This is a genomic window from Lentimicrobiaceae bacterium (genome assembly GCA_023227965.1).
Taxonomy (GTDB): Bacteria; Bacteroidota; Bacteroidia; order Bacteroidales; family JALOCA01; genus JALOCA01.
Window position 1 is genome coordinate 43729 of the sequence record JALOCA010000011.1, and the last position, 23374, is coordinate 67102.

The following is a 23374-nucleotide window of genomic DNA, read 5'->3' on the forward strand; positions in this document are numbered from 1 at the left end:
TAAATTATTTTTTTATGAGTTTCCTTTGGAAGATGATAATGGTTAACACTCCGATGGTTATAGCAGAATCAGCAATATTGAACACCGGACGAAATAACAAAAAATCTTTTCCTCCCCAGAAAGGAACCCATGAAGGATAGTTGCCGCTGATAATCGGGAAATAAAGCATGTCTACTACTTTTCCATGCAGAAAAGTACTGTAGCCGCCTCCGGCGGGCAAAAGTCGTGCTGTTTCTATAAAAGTACTTTCGCTGAATAGCATACCGTAAAATGCACTGTCAATGATATTTCCAAATGCACCGGCAAGAATAAGCGACATGCAGATAACCAAGCCTGTGCCGGCTCCTTTTTTGATAAGATACACAATATAATACCCTATTCCGCCGATGGCAATCAGGCGAAAAAGGCTTAACAAGAGTTTACCGTAGTTCCCTCCAAACTGCATCCCGAAAGCCATGCCTTCATTTTCGGTGAAATTGATAAGAAACCAATTGCCAAAAATCGGGAATTCCTGCCCTAATGTCATATGTGTTTTAATCCAGATTTTTACGACCTGGTCGAGCAGCAACACTAAAAAGATGATAATAAGAGATTTCTTTAACACGGCACTGCTAATTCTTTCCCTGCTGAAGTTTTGCATTTATACTTAAAGTAGCGTGGGGTACGCTGCGAAGTCGTTCTTTCGAGATGAGTTTTCCCGTTTCGCGGCATATGCCATAGGTTTTATTTTCAATGCGAATTAATGCATTTTCCAGGGCTTTTATAAACTTGTCCTGCCGGGCGGCTAATCTTCCATTTTCTTCTTTCGACATTACCTGGTATCCTTCTTCCAAAACTTTAAAAGTAGGGGAGGTATCATTAATGTCGTGTTCGTTATTTATGGTATAAGCTTCTGTAAGCATTTTAAGATCACGCCGGGCTTTTTCAAGTTTTTCAATAATTATTTGACGAAATTCTTCCAGTTCTTCATCTGAATATCTTGTCTTTTCTCTTAATTCGGTAGCTTCTTCGTTTTTCATAATGCTAAGTGTTAAATTCTGAATACTGTTTATTCCATTTTCTTAATAGAAATAAATGTAGCCACTTTTTCTGTAAGTTCAACTGCCACTTTTTCTGATTCATCAATACAATCAGGCGTTTTCAGTGATTCAGCCAAAGTTTCAGAACAAATGTAAGCATAATTTTGATTAATTACCGTTTCGATGAGCGGGTTTTTTTCAATCTGCAGAAAAATTTTATCAGTAATTTCATAATCAAGCTCTTTCCTAAGATTTTGAATGCGGTTAACCAATTCGCGGGCAATGCCTTCGTGGTACAAAACTTCGGTTACATTAATATCGAGCGCCACAGTTAAGTTGCCCATATGGGTAACAACCCACCCGGGTATGTCTTCAGTAATAATATCTACATCCTGTAATAAAATGTCAACGTTTTCATTATTAATATTTAGTGAAATCATTCCTTTGTTTTCCAGATCAGCAATATCGTTTTGGGTAAAAACTTCTATTGCTGTGGCAATGTTTTTCATCAATTTGCCATACTTAGGACCTAACGTTTTGTAGTTGGGTTTTATTTTCTTTACCAGAATATTTTGTTCAGCATCAATAAACTCAATTTCTTTCACATTCACTTCGGAAAGGATGAGATTTTTTACTGCTTCTACCTGTTGCCGGAAGTGTTTATCGGGAGCAGGTAACATGATTTTTTGCAGTGGCTGGCGAACACGAAGGTTGGTTTTTTTTCTGAGTGATAATACCATAGAAGAGATTTGCTGTGCCAATTGCATACGCTCTTCTAATTTTTTATCAATCATATGTACATCTGCTTCCGGAAAATCGGTAAGATGCACCGAGATTGCAGGATTTTTTATGGTAACCGCATTTAAATCGGTAAATAATCTGTCCATAAAAAAGGGTGCAATAGGTGCAGAAAGGCAGGCTATGGTTTCGATGCAGGTGTAAAGCGTCTGGTAAGCCGAAATTTTATCGTGGGAATATTCTCCTTTCCAGAAACGACGACGGCATAGGCGTACGTACCAATTACTGAGGTGTTCGTCAACAAATTCAGAAATGGCACGCCCGGCTTTGGTGGGCTCATAGTCGGAATAGTATTCGTCCACTTCAAGTATCAGTGTGTTAAGCTGCGAAAGTATCCACCGATCAATTTCGGGGCGGTTTATTAAAGGAATATCCGGTTCGGAATAGATGAACCCGTCAATATTGGCATACAGTGCGAAAAAGTTATAGGTATTGTAAAGGGTGCCGAAAAATTTACGCATTACTTCGGCAATTCCTTCAATGTCAAATTTCAGGTTGTCCCAGGGTTGGGCATTGGTAATCATATACCAACGGGTGGCATCGGGTCCATATTTTTCGATGGTTTCAAAGGGATCAACTGCGTTTCCGAGGCGTTTCGACATTTTATTTCCGTTTTTATCAAGGACAAGTCCGTTGGAAACAACAGCTTTAAACGAAACAGAATCGAATAGTAATACGGCGATGGCATGCAAAGTATAAAACCATCCGCGGGTTTGGTCAACGCCTTCGGCAATAAAATCTGCGGGGAAAATTCCTTTCAGCGAATCTTTTGTAAAAGGATAGTGGAATTGGGCATAAGGCATGGCTCCCGAATCGAACCAAACATCAATCAAATCCGGCTCGCGGCGCATAGGTTTGCCGGAAGGAGAAACGAGTAGGATTTCGTCAACGTATGGACGGTGCAAATCGAACTTCAGGTAATTTTCCTCTGTGGTATCCCCGGCTGTATATGTTTTTAAAGGATTGGATTGCATGAAACCTGCGGCTATCGATTTTTCAATTTCTTTTTTCAACTGGGCTACCGAGCCAATACAAATCTGTTCGGAGCGATCTTCTGTTACCCAAATAGGAAGGGGTGTTCCCCAATAGCGCGAACGGGAAAGATTCCAGTCAACGAGGTTTTCGAGCCAGTTTCCGAAACGCCCGGTGCCGGTAGCTTCGGGTTTCCAGTTAATGGTACGGTTAAGTTCCTGCATGCGATCTTTCAGTGCCGTGGTACGGATAAACCAACTATCTAATGGATAGTATAATATGGGCTTGTCGGTTCGCCAGCAATGCGGGTAGGAGTGCTCGTACTTTTCCGATTTGAAGGCTTTGTTTTCTTTCTTTAATTTTACAATTATATCAATGTCGACGTTATCATTAGATTCTGGAGTGTAGTCGGGTGCGTATTCGGATTTAACATACCTTCCGGCAAATTCACCCATTTCCCCGGTAAATTGCCCGCGTTTGCTTACCAATGTAAGGGTGCCTATACCGTATTGTTTTGCAACTCTGAAATCGTCGGCACCAAAACTGGGAGCTATGTGTACTATACCTGTACCGTCTTCGGTAGTTACAAAATCGCCGATAATTACACGGAAAGCATCTCCGGTTTCGGGTTGAGCATAAGGTAACAATTGTTCGTAGCGGAGCCCATCGAGTTGTGTGCCGGTAAAAAACCCAAGAATAGAAAAAGGGATGTTTTTTTGTCCGGGTTCGTATTCCGATAGAGATAGTCCTGCATTTTTTTCAGGGAAATATTTATCCAGTAAATCTTCTGCAAGAAATACATTGATAGGTTGATACGTATAGGGATTCCATGTTTTTACAATGGCATAGGTAATGTCTTTTCCAACAGCCAATGCTGTATTTGAGGGTAAAGTCCAGGGTGTGGTAGTCCATGCCAAAAAGAAAAGATCATCCTGAACAAAATTGGATAGCTGCTGCAGTAAAGGATGGTTTGTATCGAAACGTACTTTAAACTGGGCAACCACCGTATTGTCTTTTACATTACGGTAACAGCCGGGCTGGTTTAGTTCGTGGGTGCTCAAACCAGTTCCGGCGGCAGGTGAATACGGCTGGATGGTATAACCCTTATAAAGCATGCCTTTTTCGTAAAGTTTTGATAACAGATGCCATACACTTTCGATATATTTATTGTCGAAAGTGATGTAAGGATGATCAAGGTCAACCCAATAGCCGATTTTTTTTGTGAGGTCGTCCCATAAATCCTTGTATTTCATCACCTCTTTCCGGCAGGCATTGTTGTATTCTTCTACTGAAATTTTTTTTCCTATATCCTCTTTGGTAATACCTAAAGTTTTTTCAACGGCAATTTCAATAGGAAGCCCATGGGTATCCCATCCGGCTTTCCGTTCTACGAAAAAGCCCTTCTGTGTTTTATAACGGCAAAAGATGTCCTTAATAGCCCGTGCCATAACATGATGGATACCAGGTATGCCATTGGCAGAGGGGGGACCTTCGTAAAATACAAAAGGAAGATGGTTTTTGCGGTTGGCAAGGCTTTTTTCAAATATTTGGTTATTTTCCCACCACGACAAAACTTCTTTGCCGAGAGTGGATAAATTTAATTGTTTGTATTCTTTATACTGCGTTTTCATTCAGATAATTACGTTTTGCTATCGGAAAAAGAGGGTGCAAAATTAATAAATTTACATTACAAAAGTGGAGAAGCATGTTGAGGGTTTAGTTTTTTTTTATAATTTAGTCTGCCCGTAACCAAATAATTACGAACATGTCTAAGTCAAAAGATATCAAGAAAGAAGCAAAAAAAGAGCCTGCAAAATCGCTGAAGGAAAAAAGGGCTGAAAAAAAAGAAAAAAAAGCCAAGAAACAGTAACTCCTTCTTGAAAAGATTTTTAGGTATTTTTAATTTTATTCTGCATTCGCATTGCAAAGTAAGAGCATTGCTAAGCAAGAGTGTATTCCTTTTGTTTTGTCAAATTTTAACAATTATTTTTACGAGCAGATGATGAAAGTAATTGGACAAATAGAATGTCGTATATTAGAAAAGAATAGGACGCTGAGTTCACGGATAAAGTGGATAAACACTGATAATAATAACCTGAGTTCAAAATAAAATATGGTTTTACATTTGCCTGATAGGTTACTCTCCAGCAGAGCCTATTTCCGTTTGAGTAGCTTTTACAAAAATGTGAAATTTAAACTACCGTTCACTAAAAGTGTAGAAATAAACACCCTGAAAAATGTCCATTAGAAACCATCGTCTAAAATTTATCCTGAAAAATGTCTATTACTTCGCATTTTATAAAAAATGTACCAGGGAATATACCAAACAATGGATAAAAGAAAAGCATTTTAAAAAGTATTGGATTACCTGTCTTTTCTGATAAACGAGAAAAAATCAGGATCAACAAAGCATATTTATTTGGTTCGTATTCCAAAGATATTTTTACCAAGGATAGTGATATTAACTTAGCCATTGTTATGCCCGGTGTAAGCGATATTATAGGGATTCAGATACAGTTAATGGTACTCTGCCGAAATTTTTCCATTGATATCGAACCCCATCCTTTTAACGAAGCCGATTTTAATTTTTCCAATTCGTTGGCTTCGGAAATTTTACACAACGGTATTGAATTGCCGTTGAAGTTTAAATAAGTTTTTCTTACCTGAAAAGCAATAATAAAATTTTTGAATACCGGCTTACGAGACTTACTTTCTTTTATAATACCTGAATGTATGGTTGTTCCATACCATTTCATATTTTTTGGTATTGTTGCAAATGTAATATATCAGAGAGTCGTCGCTAAGTTTGGAGTGTATGAGAACATATTTCACATTTTTCAATCTGAACACGCTGTCAATTTCTTTTGCCGGCTGCCCCGGGCGGTTCGACAAAGCCGGATGACCGGTAAAAAGTGGCAGAACCCGTGGCTTTACGAAAGCTATTACCGCACTGTCGGGAGTGTGAAACCTTAGGTAGCGCAATGCTTCAACCGATTCTTTGCTCATGGGTCCATCGGGAATTTCGTTTTGTTTTCCTATAATTTCGATCCCGGGATAAACATACGAAGCCAAAACGATAAGTCCGAGTGCCATTGCAAGTTTCTTCCTTTGCAAAGGGAAATTCAACTTAACGGCATCAACTCCTTCTGCCGCATAAATCAATAAAAAGGCTGCAACCGGCAAAAGGTAACGAAAGCCGGTAGTATGCGAAGGAAACAGCAATAAAACCACAAAGTAAAACATCACAAACCAGTCGCCCGCCCCATGAGCTTTTTTGCGACGATTGATTATTCCGAACAACAATGCACAAAAAATCAAAGCATGAATGCCAAGAGGCAGCACCCACATAATTCCGCTTTCGAAATTGAAAAACAATTGAAAAGCATAAAAATAAAAACCTACACCTTCCAAAATTACCTTTGGCAAACCAGGCAGATTAAGTATGGCTATGTAGCCCGTTAAGCCGTCGCCAGGCAAACGGAAAACAATCACATTAAGAATTATATGAAGCATAATGGCTACTGCCGAAACTATAAAGGGTTTTTGGACTGCAGGGAATAGCTTTAATTTCGTGTTTTCGGCTTTTGTAGTCTTCAACGCCTTGATATAACTATCGAAAAGCAAGGCTGCAAGAGCAATAATTCCTACTGTTTTTATTAAAATTGCAAATCCAAAAATCGTCCCTGTAAGAACTGTCTGCCATGTTTTTTTACTTTTTCCATACATAAGCCAGGCAAGGAACAGAAAAAACACAAAGGGGATGTCGGCCATCACCTCCATTTTAAAATTCAGCATCCAGGGATTGTAAACAAGAATCAAAGTTAGCAGCAACGAATTCGGGTAAGAAAATCTCTTACTGAAAAAAATAAAGAACGTCAGCGCAAGCAAAACGAGAAAAGATGTTGTAAGATAGTTGAAGACGATATAATCAATACCAAAAACAGCATAAACGGGGGCAATGATCAAAGGGAACCCAATGGGATAAGCCGGAGGAGCATGCTGACGATAAGTTTCGTTGTAGATGTAACCGGTTTGCGATTGAGGAATGCCTTCCACGATATTTTTTGCCTGGATGATGTACTGGGCAAAATCGTCGCCCCAGTCGTGGCTGGAATGTATATTAATGAAAAAAAGCGGAATTAAAAGTAAAAACAATGCAACATGCCATGTAAAAACACGGGGAGATTTAATTGCCATAAGAATTTTTATTGGGTTTCAAAAGTGAGAAGAATCTGCTTCCTGAGCAAATCTTTTACGTAGCTCATATCATATTTCTTCCCTGTTTCCTTTTCAATGGAAGTTACTTTTTTATCTATAAAACCACAGGGATTGATAAAATTGAAGTAATTCAGATCTGTATTCACGTTCAGAGCAAAGCCGTGCATTGTAACCCCACGGCTTACCCTTACGCCAATAGCACAGATTTTACGGGTAAGATGCGGTTTAGCGGTATCAAGCCACACGCCGGTGGCACCTGCGAAACGTTCTGCCGTAACGTCAAGTTTTTCAAGAGTAAGGATAATGGCTTCCTCTATCAGAAAAATATACTTTTTCACACCAAGCGAAAACTGTTCCAGGTCGAAAATAGGATAACCAACCAATTGCCCTGGACCATGATAGGTAATGTCGCCTCCGCGATTAGTACGGAAAAAGGTAGCGTTTACTGCCTGCATCTGTATGTAACTGATAAGCAAATTATCCTCAGAACCACTTTTCCCTAAGGTATATACATGCGGATGTTCGCAGAACAGCAGATAATTTAAAGCTTCTATTTCCGGGATATCTTTCCCGGTTTTTCGTTTAATCACTTCCTGCAGAAGTTTTTCCTGGTAATCCCAGGCTTCCCTGTATTCCATGATTCCTAAATCATGATAAATAACAGACTTTTTCATCTATAAATGATTTTCGGCATGATACGACGAACGAACAAACGGACCACTTTCCACAAAACGGAATCCTTTGGCAAGTCCTGCCTTACGGTATTTCTCAAATACGTCCGGGTGAATGTATTCCGCAACAGCAATATTTCGAAGTGTAGGCCGCAGGTATTGTCCGAGGGTAAAAATGCCGCAACCCGTATCCAGCAGGTCGTTCATGGTTTCCAAAACTTCTTCTTCCGTTTCACCCAAGCCAAGCATTATCCCTGATTTGGCAGTTACTCCTTCCTGGCTGATGTATTGAAGAACAGCAAGACTACGACGGTATTGCGCACGGTTTCTTATCACGGGAGTAAGCCTTTCTACTGTTTCCAGGTTATGCGAAAGAATTTCCGGACGGGAATCTATCACTATTTGAAGTGCTTCTTCATCACCGTTAAAATCGGGAATCAGGGCTTCAATGGTCGTTTGTGGGTTCAATTTTTTTACTTTCCGGATGGTTTCTGCCCAAAGAGCGGCTCCGCCATCGGAAAGGTCATCGCGGGTAACGGAAGTAAGTACGCAATGTTTCAATTGCATCAGTTTTACCGTCTCTGCCACCCTTGCCGGTTCGCCGGAATCGGGAGGCATTGGTTTCCCATGGTCAACAGCACAAAAATGGCAGTTGCGGGTGCAGGTATTGCCCAGTATCATCAGCGTAGCAGTACCTTTTTCCCAGCATTCGGCCTGGTTGGGGCAGTTGCCACTTTTGCAAATGGTATGCAGACGGTTTTCGCTTACTGCATGGCTGACATTCAGAAAATTTTCACCTTTCGGTAGCTTGATCTTCAGCCAGGCAGGTTTGCGGATGGGTTTTTCGTTTTCGGGATTCATCTTTTCAAATTCTCGGGCAAAAGTACCAACAATTCTATCAGCATTAAAACTGCCTTAGATTCACCATTATCGTATAACTTTATAATTTTTATCTTTGCAAAAATTTTAATGATGAGTTTAGAACTGAGTGAACAGGAAGTTATCCGCCGCAATGCGCTTACAGAATTGGAAAATCTTGGCATCAATCCCTACCCTGCCGAGAAATTTGATGTTAATGTGAATACGAAAGAAATATTAGAAAATTTTCCTAAAGATAATACTCTTTACCAGGATGTAAGCATAGCCGGACGCATCATGAGCCGACGGATAATGGGTGCAGCTTCTTTTGCCGAAATCCAGGATGCCGAAGGTCGTATCCAGCTTTATTTCAAAAGGGATGACCTTTGCACCGGAGAAGACAAGACTCTGTACAACACTGTTTTTAAACGTCTGTCCGACATTGGCGATATAGTTGGTGTTAGCGGCTTCGTTTTCGTTACTCAGATGGGTGAAATCACCATTCACGTAAAAGAATTTAAACTTCTGAGCAAATCGCTTAGGGTTTTACCAGTGGTAAAGGAAAAAGACGAAGTGGTATATGATGCCTTTACCGATGCCGAAATGCGTTACCGTCAGCGTTATGTTGACCTGATAGTAAATCCACAGGTAAGGGAAATCTTTGTAAAAAGAACCAAATTGGTAAATTCCATGCGGCAGTTTCTGAACACTAAAAACTACCTCGAGGTGGAAACGCCAATTCTCCAGCCATTGTACGGTGGTGCTGCCGCACGCCCTTTTAAAACCCATCACAACTCGCTTGATATTACTCTTTACCTGCGAATAGCAAATGAATTATACCTGAAACGCCTCATCGTGGGCGGTTACGATGGCGTTTTTGAATTCTCAAAAGACTTCCGCAACGAAGGAATGGACCGCTTCCATAATCCTGAATTTACACAGATGGAACTTTACGTAGCCTACAAAGACTACGAATGGATGATGAATCTGGTGGAAGAAATGGTGGAAAAGATAGCATTCGACCTGCATGGGACAACAAAGGTAATGGTAGGCGAAAATATCATTGATTTCAAACGTCCCTGGAAACGTGCTACCATGTTCGAAATCATTCAACAATTTACCGGGATAGATATTTCGGAGATGAATGAAGAACAATTGGTGGAAACAGCCAAAAAGCTCGGCATAGAAGTGGATGCAAGCATGGGTAAAGGCAAGCTGATAGATGAAATTTTCGGTGAAACCTGCGAACCCAAGCTGATTCAGCCTATTTTTATCACCGATTATCCGGTGGAAATGTCGCCCCTGGCAAAGAAACACCGCAGCAAACCAGGTTTGGTGGAACGTTTCGAAGCCATTTGTAATGGCAAGGAACTTTGCAACGCCTTTTCCGAACTGAACGACCCCATTGACCAGCGCAAACGTTTCGAGGCACAATTAGAACTTGGCAAACGTGGCGACGACGAAAGCATGATACTCGACGAAGACTTCCTCCGTGCGCTGGAATATGGCATGCCTCCCACAGCAGGTCTCGGCATCGGCATTGACCGCCTCACCATGATCATGACCAACTCGCCATCCATCCAGGATGTGCTTTTCTTCCCGCAGATGCGCCCCGAAGTAGCTTCTTCTGCTCCGGTGAATGATGATGCCCAGTTTGAAACCTTAGGTATTCCTGCCGAATGGATTCCTGTATTTCATAAGGCTGGCATCAGTAATATTGATTCTCTGAAAAAAGCCAATTCCAACAAGCTGCTGAACGACCTTGGTGGCTTACGCAAAAAAATGAAACTCGACATCCCTACGATAAAACTGGATGATATTAAACGGTGGGTAGAAGGGTGATTTGGAAATTCATTGGTGGCATTCCTTTTTAGAAGTAAACGCATTTCTTTTTAAGGCAAAACAGACTTGCCAACCATTGAAGCCTGCAAAGAAAGTGGGAGGTTTTTGAAAAATATTAAATATCCTTTCTATGGATATTAAAACCCTGACGGGTTAATAGTAAAACATGTTTTATCCCGGACTCAGGTTATTCAATTGCAGAAGGCAAACTCTTCAGTTTTTTCATCCTGTAAACGAAAGCATTCATCGCCGATTTACCGCACCTGGTGATTGTAAGAGTATCGGGAGGCAGAATGGTGTCGAAACAGTCGCCGTAAAGTGGTAACGGATCTTTAAAATCATGGCTAAGGGTGATAAAGTAAGCATCTGTTCCGGCGGCAGGTATTCCACGAAGGTGGTTAATCCAATAATATTTATGAATACGTTCCAGGGTGCCAACAGCATACAGCTTTATGCCAAGGGGCTGTGCAACGTAATAATCGAGATTGGCAGCCGGGAACCAGCGGTAGGAAATTATCACCGGCTTGTGCATTTTCCCGTTTAGTTTATCCTGATTGATGATAGGTTCCACTTTTTCTTTTAACTGTTTCCAACCGTACATGTCGAGAGTGAGGTCGTCTTCTCCCATTTTTTGAGGGTTTCCGGTATGGCGCGTATCCAGATTTATCCAGCCGTAATTGATTTCTGTCCAACTGGCAGTTAAAGCAGTTCCCAGTAGTAAAAGTGAAATAATAATTTCTTTCGGAAAAAGGATTGATTTTTGTTTTTTGGAAGAGTTTTCAGCAAAAAAGGCTGCCGCCAGTAACATCAAACTCAAATAGGCGGGACCTGTCCAGTGGGGTAGAGTACTACGGAAAAGTGCAAGAAACAGGAAAGTGCCAATGAGTGGTAAACTGCTGAAAAGAAGTAATTTTTGATAGGTTGCTTGTACAAACTTCTTTTTTCGGATAAGTGCAACAAGCATCAGCAGGATAAGGATAAAGTTAACGGGATTGTTGTATAAAATTTCGCCAAAAAGTTCTGTAAAAAAATAATCCAACCGCAATCCTTTTCCAAAAAATCCGACTCTTTCGCTTTGGTAAGTAAAACTGATGAAGTTGTTCCCGATATTCCAGAGGAGTACCGGGGAAAAAATCAGGAGGGAAAGCAGGTGGGCTAAGTAAAATGAAGGGACTTTTAACCATTTCCGGTTATCGAAAATTACCATTGCCCAGATTGCAAGCCATAAAAATGCCGAAGTGTATTTGGAAATCATTGCCAGCCCGGCAACGATTCCAAACAGAAGAAAAAACTTTGTTTTTCGGGAGCTAACTTCGTTTCCCGTGAATATTTCTGCCATGCAAAACAATCCCAACAACCAGAAAAACACCTGCGGAGTGTCGGGAAGGATAAAAATGCCGGTAATCACAAAACAATATACCGAAGCGTTGTACAACAGGGCAGCGTACCATCCGGTGAGTTCATTTTTTATCTTTTTCCCGATTAAAAAAATAAGCCAGGTGTTTACCGCACCCATCACCACTGACGATAGGCGGATAAAAAATTCGCTGTGGAAAGAAAGGTTTAGCGAGAACAGTTGGATGAACCAACCCACCATAGGAGGATGATCAAAATGACTCCAGTCGGGATAAAGCGCATAAGTCCAGTAGTACACCTCATCGTTGTTGAACTCGATGGTGGCGGCAACAAATCCTCTTACCAAAAGCGAAAGAAAGATCAGCCATAAAAGTGGTCGGGTAAACTTAACGGGTGTTCGCAATGGGGAATTTTTTACAAAATTACCTTCTTTTTCGAATGATATAATACACTACATAAATTAACAGGACGGCAATTCCCATCCGGAGTATCCAGGTGCTGAAAAAATTTATTGTTGTGGCCTGCATTTGCGGAGGTTTGTTTTCGTTGTTGCGCACGATGGGATTCAGGTACATCGTTCTGCCATCCTTAAAACTTATTTCGGTACGGATATAAGTATCGGAAGGAATAATCAGGCACGATGCTTTGTTTTGTTTATTGACTTCCAGCTTTACCTTACCGTTTTGCCCGATAAAACGGAATTTTGCTGCCGTATCGCTCACCGCTACAACAAAAGTATCGTTTCTTACCGTAGCTTTCAGCAGGCGTGGAACGATCTTCATCCAGGCAATTTTTTGTTCCCAGGAGATATTTTGTGGTTTTCCGTCATCTATCCCATAGGTTCTTCCTGCTTTTATTGCATCAAGCACATCCTGTTGCTTTGCGGAAGGCGCATTTACGAAAGTGTAACGGCGAGCGATCTTAGGTGGTAAGGTTACATCGTGGGCATCGTCGTCGGCAAGCAGGGGAGCATAATGTCCGGTGGAAAGTGCTACATCCCAATGTTCGGTAGAGTTACGGTAATGATTCAGTACTTCTATACCATCGTAGCCGGTAAGGTAGCGGAAATCCTTTGGCGAAAAGCCGCGGCTGAACTTAGGATGGGCAACAAACACCAACTGATTATGTTTTTTCAGTGTTTTAATTAGGTATTGTTTCTGGTTGATGTTTTGGAATATCGGGAAATCTACCCAGCTCACTTTATCGCTGCCCAGGCACAACTGGTGAATCTTCTGCAGCCCGTAGCCATGTTCGTAAACGGGGATATAGCATTCATTGTCTTTGCCAAAAGTGTTTATTTTCTGGTAGTCCGAAATATTGATCACATCGTAGCCAAGCTGATGGTAACGATTGTAAATATCCTTGCTGTTGTTTTTACTGCCATCGGTAAGTCCGAACCATGCGTTGGAATGCACATGGAAGTTACATCTGAGCCAATGCGCCGAATCTGCTTCCTGGTATGGATTATAAATAACCTGTCCTGAAAATGGTTGGGGCTGCGGAAATTTATAAACCGGGCTCAGCAGGTATTGCGCCAATAGAAGATATAGAATTATGCAAGGCAATAACCATAATAAGCGGATCATTATTTTTATAACATATCTTAATGGCTTTCTCATCGGGTATAAATATTCAGAATTGACATTCTTTATCTATTAAAAGGGTAAAATTATAAAGAAAAACCAGAGCATTAAGATTTTTTATCATTTGGCAGTGTTTCCGACAAAAATATTATTTTTAAAAAATTGCCTGGTAAAGAATGAAATTTTTTAATAACAGTTAAAACAAAATACCGTTTTCAAAAAAAAATTATAAGAAATGTAAAAAAATAATGGTTTCCTTGCATAAATAAAAAACAAGCTGTAAATTTCGAGCGGAAATATTTGAATTTATTTAAATAAAAAACAAAATTATGACATTAGAAGAAAACCCCACGATACCTATAAAAATGTGTTAAGGGAATGGGGATTTCGGAAAGAAAAATACTAAAAATCATAACCACTTAGGTGCAAAGAGAACAAAGAAAAATATATCCTTAGTGCTTTTTAGTGGGCTTAGTAGTTAAAGAAAACAATAATTTAAAAACCCTTTGTAACTTCCTTTTTAAAACACACCGGTGGAGTCCAATTTAAAAATAAGGTTTCGCCGGTTTTTTATAATACTAAAAACAGTAAACATCCGTTTTCAGTATTAGTATTCATATTATTTTGTTTCAGTATTTGTTTCCTCCATTTTTTTTATCTTTGGAAAAATTTTTACCATACCATGATAAACCGTAAAAAGATCATCCGTTTTTCTGTTATCGGCGTAGTTGTGCTTATCGTTTTTCTCGTTATTGCCAAAAAAGCTGGATGGATAGGAAAAGAAGAAATCACCAAAGTAGCTACTGAATACGTGCAAAAAAGAACAATAGTGGAAACCGTATCCGCCAACGGTAAAATTCAACCTGAGGTGGAAGTAAAAATGACCCCGGATGTTTCAGGTGAAATTGTTACCTTGAACGTGAAAGAAGGCGATCCGGTAAAGGCAGGAGACCTGCTGGCACGTATTGATCCTGAAATTTACAGTTCCAACCTCGACAGGATAATAGCTTCACTCAACACACAAAAATCTACCTTTGCCAATTCCAAAGCAAGGTTAGCACAAGTAAAAGCCCAGTTTATCAACGCAAAATCTTCCTACGAGCGCAGTGTCCAACTATGGAAATCAAAAACCATATCTCCGTCGGAGTACGACAATGCCCAATCGGCTTATGAAGTGGCAAAAGCAGAGGTGGACGCTGCTGAACAAAGTGTAAAAGGTGCCGAATACGGTGTTAAAAGTGCCGAAGCCGCCGTAAAGGAAGCGAGAGAAAACCTTGCCAAGACCTCTATTTTTGCTCCCGTTGACGGAACTATTTCCAAACTGAACGTTGAAAAAGGCGAAAGGGTGGTGGGAACCTCGCAATTTGCCGGCACCGAAATCATGCGCATAGCCAATCTCTCCTCGATGGAAGTAAATGTGAGTGTTAACGAAAACGACATCGTAAGGGTAAAAATTGGCGATACAGCCCTGATAGAAGTGGACTCCTACCTTAACCGCAAATTTAAAGGACTGGTAACCGAAATTGCCACGTCAGCAAATACCACCGGGCTCAGCGCCGACCAGGTTACTAATTTTGATGTTAAAATTCGCATTCTCAAAGAATCTTACAAAGACCTCATCCCGAAAGGCGATACGGAAAAGTCTCCCTTCCGCCCGGGAATGTCAGCCACCGTTGATATCCAAACCAAAGCAGAAGTGAATACGCTCAGCATCCCGATTCAAGCGGTTACCACCCGTGCCGATTCTGCTAAAATAAAGCAAAATCAAGTGATTAGCCGTGAAAAACCAAAAACCGGAGAAGAATCTATTTCCCCAAAAACAAACGAACCCTTACAAGAATATGTTTTTTTGTATGTCGGCGGAAAAGTGAAAATGCAAAAGGTAAAAACCGGAATTCAGGACAATATGTACATCCAGGTTGTTCAGGGATTAAAAGTGAAAGACGAAGTAGTTACAGCACCCTACAAAGCAGTTACCAAAAAGCTGAAGGATGGGGATGCGGTAAAAAAAGTGGATAAAGAACAACTCTTTTCACAGGAAAAATAAAACCGGTGCCGGTAATTCTACATATCGAAACTGCAACCGATATCTGCTCCGTTGCCTTGTCAGAAAATGGCAACTTACACTCTCTTCGCGAAACTGCCGATAAAAACTCTCATGCAGAAATACTTGCCGACAGTATCGCACAGGTATTGTTTGAAACACAACTGAATGTACATAACCTGGATGCCGTGGCAGTAAGCCAGGGACCGGGTTCTTATACGGGTTTGCGGATAGGAGTTTCCACTGCCAAAGGATTATGCTATGCTCTTTCTATTCCGCTCATTGCAGTAAATTCTTTGCAGGCATTGGCTGCCGGTTCACGCATTTATGATACCGAATGTGGGGAAAATACATTATATTGTCCTATGTTCGATGCACGAAGAATGGAAGTATATTCGGCTGTTTTCAATTCTTCACTCGAAGAAGTAGAGCCCACTACTGCCCGGATTGTGGATGAGCACACATTCCGGTATTTATTAGATAATCATCGTGTTGTTTTTTCGGGCAATGGTGTACCCAAGTGCAAAACGGTAATTGCAGATGCGAACGCTATATTTTTTGCACAAGTACTCCCTTCGGCTAAGTTTATGATAACTATCGCCGAAAAAAAATTTATGCAATCGCAATTCGAAAACACCACTTATGCCGAGCCTTTTTATCTGAAAGATTTTATAGCAGGAATACCAAAAGTTAAAGGATTACATTAATTTTGCCTGTTTGAATATTGTTAACTGATTCTTTTGTTTAAAGAATTTTATTATGACAAGTTGGTTAGAAGATGCCGAACAACGGCAGGAACATCGCTTAGAAAGATCGCAGCGATATGTAGAAAAAATTCAGCAAAAAAAGAATTTTATAAAAACAAATTACCTTAAAAACGCCAAGGAGTATGAACATTTTATTTCGGTAGTCAACAACCTTACCGATAGGGTAAATGCACTTCCTTTTGATGACCGTCAGCCTTTTAAAAAAATCCATACCAGCACCAAAAAATCGAAGTTAGACAACAAACTTAATATTTTATCCAGCAGTAAACGTCTCGAAAAAAGAAAAAACAGCATCATTCTCCCCTTTTTTAAGGAAGAACATTACAAGCACATACGGGTTTTATATGTTTGTGTTTCTGACAATGCCGACATGGCAGATATAGAAATTAAAGAAACGCAACTCATGCGGGAAAAATTAAAACAGAAAAGCAAGCCCGAGAAAAAAATTGCCGGCATGTCTGTCCGTAGTCGTCAGCGGCACCATCAGATAGATGAACCTGCCGAAGAGCGTTTACATGTTTTATACTCTTTTCCTATAAGCGGGCTGAACGAAAAAATTGCAATGGAAATCATTGAATGGTTAGCTTTTAGAAAAGAATTACGGGATATTTCCATTTACAACCAGATAGAAGAAAACGACAAAAAATTCCTCGGTCGCAAAGTTTAACTATAAAGATGCAAGGTTAGAAATCTGGACTTCTCTTACACCCTTCTCGGTTTGATGTAGTGTACAACATTCATGGGTAAAATCGTGTTCGAAAAACAATATGGCAGTTCTTTTTTCAAAAATCTGCTCGCCAATAGTAGTGGTTATAAAAATTTACTTTTCGTTTATCAATATATCCGGGCTTCTATTTCGCCTTTCAAAACCATCAATCCATTTGTAACGAGTGCACGCATTTCATCTTCACCGGGGTAAACATGTACGGGGGCAATGCAATTCACCCTTTCGATAATCATTTTTACAAACCATTTGCTGTTTGCCATTCCTCCGGTTATTAGAATGGCGTCAACCTGACCCTTTAAAACTGGACACATGCTTCCAATGATTTTAGCTACCTGGTAAGCCATCGCTTCAAAGATAAGCTTGTGATGAGGATTGCCTTCGGCTGCTTTTATTTCCACATCGTATGCACTGTTGGTACCACAGTGTGCAGTTAGTCCGCCGCCGCCGGTTATCATTCTGAGCATTTGTTTTTCAGTATATTTTCCGCTGAAAGCCATCCGCACAAGGTCGCCGGCAGGCAAGGTACCACTTCGTTCGGGCGAAAAAGGTCCTTCACCGTCGAGAGCCTGGTTAACATCTATCACTTTCCCTTTTTGGTGTGCACCAACGGAAATTCCACCGCCCAAATGCACTACTATGAGGTTCAGGTCTTCGTATTTTCGCAAAACGGATTTGGCATGCTGACGGGCAACGGCTTTCTGATTAAGTGCGTGAAATATTGAAATCCTTTGGAATTCCGGATGACCGGAAATTCTTGCCAGGTCGCTAAGTTCGTCTACAACTACCGGGTCGGCAATGTAAGCCCGGGCGTTAGGCAGTTCACTGGCAATGTCGTCGGCAATCAAACCACCCAGGTTGCTTGCATGTTGCATTCGGGAATGTGTAAGATCGTGTTTCATTTCTTCGTTTACTTCGTACACTCCGGAAGGAATTGGTCGTATTACACCGCCGCGGCCGACAACTGCCCTGATTTCGTTAATCCGAACTTCAGCTTCTTGTAGTTCTTTATAGATGATATTTTTACGAAAAGAATACTGATCTGTTATTTTTTCAAATTTATCCAGTTCCTCTGATGAATGCCGTATGGTTTTTAAAAAAACGGGATTGTTGTCTTCAAAAACTGCAATTTTAGTTGAAGTGGAACCAGGGTTAATGGCTAAAATTTTAAATTTATCCATATTATTTTAAATAATACTATTTTATGCTAAAAGGGCGGCAAGAGCAATGGAATAGAGTTTGGTTTTTTCGCTGTCGCCCCGCGAAGAAAGTACAGCAGGTACTCTTGCACCCACTACCAATGCAGCTAATTCGGCTCCGGCAAATTTGGTACTGTTTTTATAGAAAACATTCCCTGCTTCGATATTGGGAAACAACAAACAATCTGCATCTCCTGCTACTTCGCCTGTTATTTTCTTGATTTGAACAGATTCTTTATCAACGGCGCCATCTAACGAAAGCGGACCATCAATAATAGCACCTTTAATCTGCCCACGTTCAGCCATCTTGGCAATAATGGCTCCGTCAACACAAGCGGGCATACCTGCCAGCATTTGTTCAGTAGCTGCAATACAGGCAATTTTGGGTTTTTCGATGTCCAATGCATGGGCTGCTTTTATCAGATAGTTGGCAATGGCAATCTTTTGTTTCAGATCGGGTAATGGGATGATGGCAACATCGCTACAAATCAATAATTTGTGATATGCAGGAACTTCAAATACGCTTACATGGCTCAGGATGGCACCCGGATTACAAAGTCCACTTTCTTTATTAAGAATGGCTCTCATGTATTTATCTGTACTTACCAGTCCTTTCATCAAGATATCACCTTCGCCCTTATTGATTAATGCCACAGCCAGAGTAGCGGCTTTTTGTTCGTTGGCTTCCTGTACAATACGGAATTGGGTTACGTCAATATTTTCCGATAGACACACCTTTCTTATAGTAGCTTCATCTCCAACAAGCGTTGCATTAATAATACCCAATTTGCAAGCCTGGTTCACTGCTCCAATGGTATGCGAATCGTTGGCATAAGCTGCCACAAGTCGTTTTCTGGGCTTATTTTTTACAACTTCAATCATTTGTTCCAGTCTGGTAATTGCCATATCGTATTTCTCCTTATATATTAATTGATTTTTAAATAGTTAAATGTTTCTCTCCATTTTTGTTTTTCGGGTGCAAAATTAGAAATTCCCAGCGGAAAAGTAATAAAATTTTCATTTCATTTTACTTTGTTACTGTTTATTTTGAGTAAAAATCTATCATCCTGCCGATGGCATCCCTACATACAGGACAAAATGTATTATAAACAGCCGATTTCATGGAGCAATCGTAAGCCGGACGGTACATTCCCTTAGTAATATAACCCCCACCTTCAAAAACGCCTGTAACGTTTTTATATTTTTCTTCATTGGGTGTAGGAACGGGTATCCCCGTTTCTACCTTATTTTTCCATTTGGCATCGAAATTAACCAAAGTGGTTAAATTAGGCTCCCAGGGTTCCATTTCTAAATTATAGAAACCTGTATAAGCCACGTCTGAAGTGTAATATTCGTCGCCCAAACCGGCAAATGCGTGCCCGAATTCGTGAGTAAAAACGAATGCTGAAAGGCTGTTGTCAACGGAAGTAACGGCAAACTGGTTGAAGATACCTCCTCCTCCGTATTTTTCGGAATTCACCAGTAGTACAATCTGGTCGTAAGGAGCATTTGCAGCCAGGTTTCTGAGTGTTTTATTGTCGAAAGTAGTTAAGTATCGTTCCGAGTCGAAAGTATAAAATGTTGAGTTGGCAACGGTATTTTTCCAGGTTCCGGTTGCTGGGATGTCTGTTCCCGATTCGGTTGACGGTGCTTCCACTGCCCAGATATTGATGCCATTACTATATGTATCGTAAGGATGGCAATGGAGAAGGTAATCGGCAAACCGTTTGCAATCGTTGCTGAATTTTTTCATTTCTCCCTCTGTATATCCATCAGAGATAAATACAATATCCAACTTTTCGGAAGGCTCACCCGATTGCTGCACCACCTTACAAGGATATTGCATCTTCCTTTCCCTGCTGATAAAATGGTCGGCTGGGTTTATCAGATATGTAAACTTCAACTCCCAACTACCGGAAAATTTTCTGCAAAATATTTCTAAAATAACTTTGCTTTTGGGAAAGGGAAAAATCACACTTTCTGAAAATGATTTTTGTGTGGTTTTCGCTTCTTCCGTTGTTTGCCATTCGGCAAAAAGAGAGGAAAATCCACGGGAATAAATAAGTTTTTTTGTGTTTAAGTCTTTGATAGTAAACATATATTCACCGTATCCTGAAGTATCGGTGAGTTGGGTTTTTGAACCTGCCCAAATGGGTTCTTCTATCATTTGGTCGAACGAGATGATATCTTCATTTTCGTTTCCGGTATGAAAATAGTCGAATCGGAGGGTTTTATCGTAAAAATAGTCGCTGAAAGCTGCCTGGACGGTTTGCAATGCTAAAAGAAACCCGATAAAAAGGAAATATCGCATAAAATAGGATTTGATTTTTTCGTTGGCAAAATTATACAATCTGCTTAATAAACAACGTATAAAAGAGAAAATTAAAAATCTGAGAAATACATTTTTTGTTTCCAATTGCGGGGAATACGAAAAATAAAAATTAATGTTGGCTTTGGAGACGACAGAAATCCGAATTAACTCAAAAAAAAACAGAAATTCTTCGTAAGTTTGTATGCAGAAAAAATGGTCGGCTTATGTGGAAAAAAATCCCTTCGTTACTAAAAAACAAATATTTGCTGATAACAATTATTTTCGTGGTTTTACTTTTGTTTTTCGATGACAGCAACATCATTTTACAATACGAACAAATGCAACAACTTAACGCCATGAAGACAGAAAAAGAATTTTACCAGAAAGAAATTCTGAAAAACAAGACCCTGCTCAATGAAATGCTTTCCGATTCGTTAACCATCGAAAAATTTGCCCGGGAAACCTACCTGATGAAAAAAGACAGCGAAGATGTATATGTAATTGAACGAGATTCTACAAAATTTCAATAAATTACGCAGGATCAACATCTATTGCGACCGTAATTTTTTTAAAATCTGCTTCCCTTAAAAAAGCATTTACTTTAACCGCAATAGTGTTTTTAGTATCGGAAAGGGCTGCCGAACGAGGTATTTTGATAATGATATTCTTTAAAAACTGATTTCTGATGCGCGAAACCGGCGGATATTCGGGACCCAAAACCCTGATGCCGGTAATTTTTTTTAAGCTTGCAGCCAAAGCATCAGCAGCTTTATTTACCAGATTGGGATCTGTTTGCTTTAATGTAAGGCGGACAAGCCGTACAAACGGAGGGTACTGAAACTGCATTCGTTCTTCCATCTGGTGGGAATACATTGCTTCGAAGTTATTATTCAGCACATAGCGGATTATCGGATGCTGGGGGTTGTATGTTTGAATAATCACCTTCCCTCGTTTGTTTTTCCTTCCGGCTCTTCCGCTTACCTGTGCCATAAGCTGGAAGCTGCGTTCGTAAGCCCTGAAATCAGGATACGTCAGCATGGAATCGGCATTCAGAATGCCTACCAGTCCTACGTTATCAAAATCAAGTCCCTTGGTAACCATTTGTGTACCTACAAGTACATCAATAATTCCGTTTTCAAAATCTCCGATTATCTGTTGGTGCGAATATTTGGAACGGGTAGTATCGAGATCCATTCGGGCAATACGGGCTTCGGGAAAAAAAATGGCAAGTTCTTCTTCAATTTTTTCCGTACCAAAACCTTGCATCAGAAGACCGGTATGTCCGCAATCGGGGCATTCTGCCGGAATGTGGGTGGAATACCCGCAGTAATGGCACTTCAGCAGATTGATTTTTTTATGGTAAATAAGCGAAACATCGCAGTTTATGCACTGAGGAACCCAATGACAGGCATTGCATTCAATACGAAGGGAGAAACCTCTTCTGTTCTGAAAAAGGATAACCTGTTCGTTGGCATCAAGGGTTTCCTTGATACTTTCGATTAAAAAAGGTGAAAAATGTGATTTCATGTTCTTCCGGAGGGTTTCTTCCCTGATGTTGACCAGAAAAATCTCGGGGAGTAACAAACCGCCAAAACGATGTGTCAAACTTGTTAATGTATATTTCCCGCTAAGGGCATTACAGTAAGATTCCACCGAAGGAGTAGCTGATCCCAGCAAAACGGGAGCCTTGTGTAAATATCCCAGGTAAATTGCAGCATCCCTTGCATTGTACCGTGGGGCAGGGTCCATCTGTTTGAAGGAGGTATCGTGTTCTTCGTCAACGATAATCAAACGCAGACGGGAAAAAGGCAAAAATAAAGCCGAACGCGCTCCAAGCAGTACTGAATAACTTGCTTCAGTACCAACCAGTATATTGTTCCATATTTCTACCCGCTCACTATCATTGAATTTAGAATGATAAATGCCAACCTTGTTACCAAAATATTTCCGTAAACGGTTTATTATTTGTGTTGTAAGAGCAATTTCGGGCAAAAGGTACAAAACCTGCCCCCCATTTTCAATTACCTGGCTGATAAGTTTAATATAAATTTCGGTCTTTCCGCTCGATGTAATGCCATGAAGCAAGCTTACACCGTTTTTTCCCAATGTTTGTAAGATGCTTTCATAGGCTTGTTGCTGGTATTCATTTAGTTCAATAGCCTCCGGAGTGTTTTCCGCCTCAAAAGTTTTCAGTCGGCTTAATATTTTTTCTTCCATTATGAAAATACTTTTTTTTACCAAGGCAGTAAGGGCTGCATCCGCATTTTTTTGTCTGGCAAGCAAATCGGCACGCGAAACGGCAACGGGACTTTTCCCGAAAGCCTGTGATAACTGCAGATAGGTCATCAGCAGTTCTAATTGTTTAAATGCACGTTTTTCAAGTTGTTCAAAAACCTGTTTCAGGGAATTTTCGTCAGCGTAAGCATCGGCAATACGAATGTAGGTTTCTTTGTGAGGCTTGTATTTTTCCTCCACCTCTTCATTAACCAGCACTATATTTTTCTCTATGAGTGCTTTAATAATCGGGATAATTTTAAGTTGTCCTGCTATACGTGCGGCATCACTCAGGGTAAGCACAGGCTGTTGCTGCATGGCTTCGGCAATCATGAGCTCTTTTTCGTTAAGGGAAGAGATATCGCCGTTAAAAACCGGGTTCAGAATGATACGCGATTCGCTGGCAAGTTTAAAAGCCGAAGGAAGGGCAACATTCATCACTTCTCCTTCAAAACAAAAATAATATGTTGCCATCCATTCCCAAAAATCAAACTGCCAATTGTTTACCATGGGCTTGACATCGAGTACCGAAAGAATGTATTTTACCTCAGTGTAAGCAGGGGGTTTTTCGTGAACAGATTTTACGAGGGCTGTGTACAACTTTTTTTTACCAAACTGAACCACAACACGCACCCCGGGCTTTACCATCGTATTCATTTCGTAAGGAATACGATATGTAAAATACCCTTTAACAGGTAACGGAAACAGAAGATCGGCAAAAAGCGTACATCTATCCAT

At 40.4% G+C, this 23374-nt stretch carries 18 protein-coding genes; 6 read left to right on the top strand and 12 right to left on the bottom strand.

Annotation, left to right across the window (positions count from 1 at the left end; genetic code table 11):
- Positions 1-4: 4 nt before the first annotated feature.
- From M0R21_05510 to ileS, 3 genes are read right to left on the bottom strand one after another with little or no spacing between them, the layout of a single operon-like run.
- Positions 5-640 carry a lipoprotein signal peptidase gene (locus tag M0R21_05510; protein MCK9617275.1) on the bottom strand — a complete coding sequence of 212 codons (636 nt, stop codon included), beginning with the start codon at positions 638-640 and terminating at the stop codon, positions 5-7.
- Positions 612-1019 (bottom strand): TraR/DksA family transcriptional regulator, encoded by a 408-nt coding sequence (locus M0R21_05515; GenBank protein ID MCK9617276.1) that lies wholly within the window; start codon positions 1017-1019, stop codon positions 612-614. Before M0R21_05515 ends, M0R21_05510 begins: the two co-directional genes overlap by 29 nt.
- Positions 1020-1048: 29 nt before the next feature.
- Positions 1049-4420: an isoleucine--tRNA ligase gene (gene ileS, locus M0R21_05520; GenBank protein ID MCK9617277.1), complete on the bottom strand. Its 3372-nt coding sequence runs from the start codon at positions 4418-4420 to the stop codon at positions 1049-1051.
- A gap of 808 nt (positions 4421-5228) precedes the next feature.
- Here ileS and M0R21_05525 point away from each other — a divergent pair.
- Positions 5229-5441 (top strand): hypothetical protein, encoded by a 213-nt coding sequence (locus tag M0R21_05525; GenBank protein MCK9617278.1) that lies wholly within the window; start codon positions 5229-5231, stop codon positions 5439-5441.
- Between the two features lie 54 nt (positions 5442-5495).
- Here the strand turns inward: M0R21_05525 and M0R21_05530 are convergent, their stop codons facing one another.
- From M0R21_05530 to lipA, 3 genes are read right to left on the bottom strand one after another with little or no spacing between them, the layout of a single operon-like run.
- Positions 5496-6986 (bottom strand): glycosyltransferase family 39 protein, encoded by a 1491-nt coding sequence (locus M0R21_05530; protein MCK9617279.1) that lies wholly within the window; start codon positions 6984-6986, stop codon positions 5496-5498.
- A gap of 8 nt (positions 6987-6994) precedes the next feature.
- Positions 6995-7681, bottom strand: a complete 687-nt coding sequence (gene lipB / locus M0R21_05535) for a lipoyl(octanoyl) transferase LipB (GenBank protein MCK9617280.1) — start codon at positions 7679-7681, stop codon at positions 6995-6997.
- Entirely contained in the window at positions 7682-8539 is an 858-nt protein-coding gene (gene lipA / locus M0R21_05540; GenBank protein MCK9617281.1) for a lipoyl synthase, read from the bottom strand.
- Positions 8540-8647: 108 nt separating this feature from the next.
- On the opposite strand from lipA, the gene lysS reads away from it, so the two are divergent.
- Complete coding sequence (gene lysS, locus M0R21_05545; protein MCK9617282.1) at positions 8648-10378, top strand: lysine--tRNA ligase; 1731 nt, start codon at positions 8648-8650, stop codon at positions 10376-10378.
- Between the two features lie 187 nt (positions 10379-10565).
- Here lysS and M0R21_05550 read toward each other — a convergent pair whose 3' ends face one another.
- Together M0R21_05550 and M0R21_05555 are read right to left on the bottom strand one after the other, a co-directional pair.
- On the bottom strand, positions 10566-12137 hold the full coding sequence (locus M0R21_05550; GenBank protein MCK9617283.1) for a glycosyltransferase family 39 protein: 1572 nt from the start codon (positions 12135-12137) through the stop codon (positions 10566-10568).
- A gap of 19 nt (positions 12138-12156) precedes the next feature.
- Positions 12157-13320: a hypothetical protein gene (locus M0R21_05555; GenBank protein ID MCK9617284.1), complete on the bottom strand. Its 1164-nt coding sequence runs from the start codon at positions 13318-13320 to the stop codon at positions 12157-12159.
- 679 nt (positions 13321-13999) lie between these two features.
- Between M0R21_05555 and M0R21_05560 the strand changes: the two genes are divergently transcribed.
- Genes M0R21_05560 through M0R21_05570 form a run of 3 tightly spaced genes read left to right on the top strand, consistent with a single transcriptional unit; the run spans position 14000 to position 16795 of the window.
- Positions 14000-15364 (top strand): efflux RND transporter periplasmic adaptor subunit, encoded by a 1365-nt coding sequence (locus tag M0R21_05560; protein MCK9617285.1) that lies wholly within the window; start codon positions 14000-14002, stop codon positions 15362-15364.
- Positions 15365-15369: 5 nt separating this feature from the next.
- Entirely contained in the window at positions 15370-16068 is a 699-nt protein-coding gene (gene tsaB / locus M0R21_05565; GenBank protein ID MCK9617286.1) for a tRNA (adenosine(37)-N6)-threonylcarbamoyltransferase complex dimerization subunit type 1 TsaB, read from the top strand.
- 52 nt (positions 16069-16120) lie between these two features.
- Complete coding sequence (locus M0R21_05570) at positions 16121-16795, top strand: hypothetical protein (GenBank protein ID MCK9617287.1); 675 nt, start codon at positions 16121-16123, stop codon at positions 16793-16795.
- 167 nt (positions 16796-16962) lie between these two features.
- Here the strand turns inward: M0R21_05570 and buk are convergent, their stop codons facing one another.
- The 3 genes from buk to M0R21_05585 all read right to left on the bottom strand — a co-directional run bounded on the left by buk (position 16963) and on the right by M0R21_05585 (position 20362).
- Positions 16963-18033, bottom strand: coding sequence for a butyrate kinase (buk, locus tag M0R21_05575; protein ID MCK9617288.1), 1071 nt, complete (start codon positions 18031-18033; stop codon positions 16963-16965).
- Positions 18034-18054: 21 nt separating this feature from the next.
- Positions 18055-18957, bottom strand: coding sequence for a bifunctional enoyl-CoA hydratase/phosphate acetyltransferase (locus M0R21_05580; GenBank protein ID MCK9617289.1), 903 nt, complete (start codon positions 18955-18957; stop codon positions 18055-18057).
- 136 nt (positions 18958-19093) lie between these two features.
- Positions 19094-20362: an IgA Peptidase M64 gene (locus M0R21_05585; protein ID MCK9617290.1), complete on the bottom strand. Its 1269-nt coding sequence runs from the start codon at positions 20360-20362 to the stop codon at positions 19094-19096.
- 224 nt (positions 20363-20586) lie between these two features.
- Here M0R21_05585 and M0R21_05590 point away from each other — a divergent pair, with 224 nt between their 5' ends.
- Positions 20587-20892 carry a hypothetical protein gene (locus M0R21_05590; GenBank protein ID MCK9617291.1) on the top strand — a complete coding sequence of 102 codons (306 nt, stop codon included), beginning with the start codon at positions 20587-20589 and terminating at the stop codon, positions 20890-20892.
- 1 nt (position 20893) lies between these two features.
- Here M0R21_05590 and priA read toward each other — a convergent pair whose 3' ends face one another.
- A complete protein-coding gene (gene priA, locus M0R21_05595; GenBank protein MCK9617292.1) occupies positions 20894-23374 on the bottom strand; it encodes a primosomal protein N' in 2481 nt (826 codons plus the stop codon).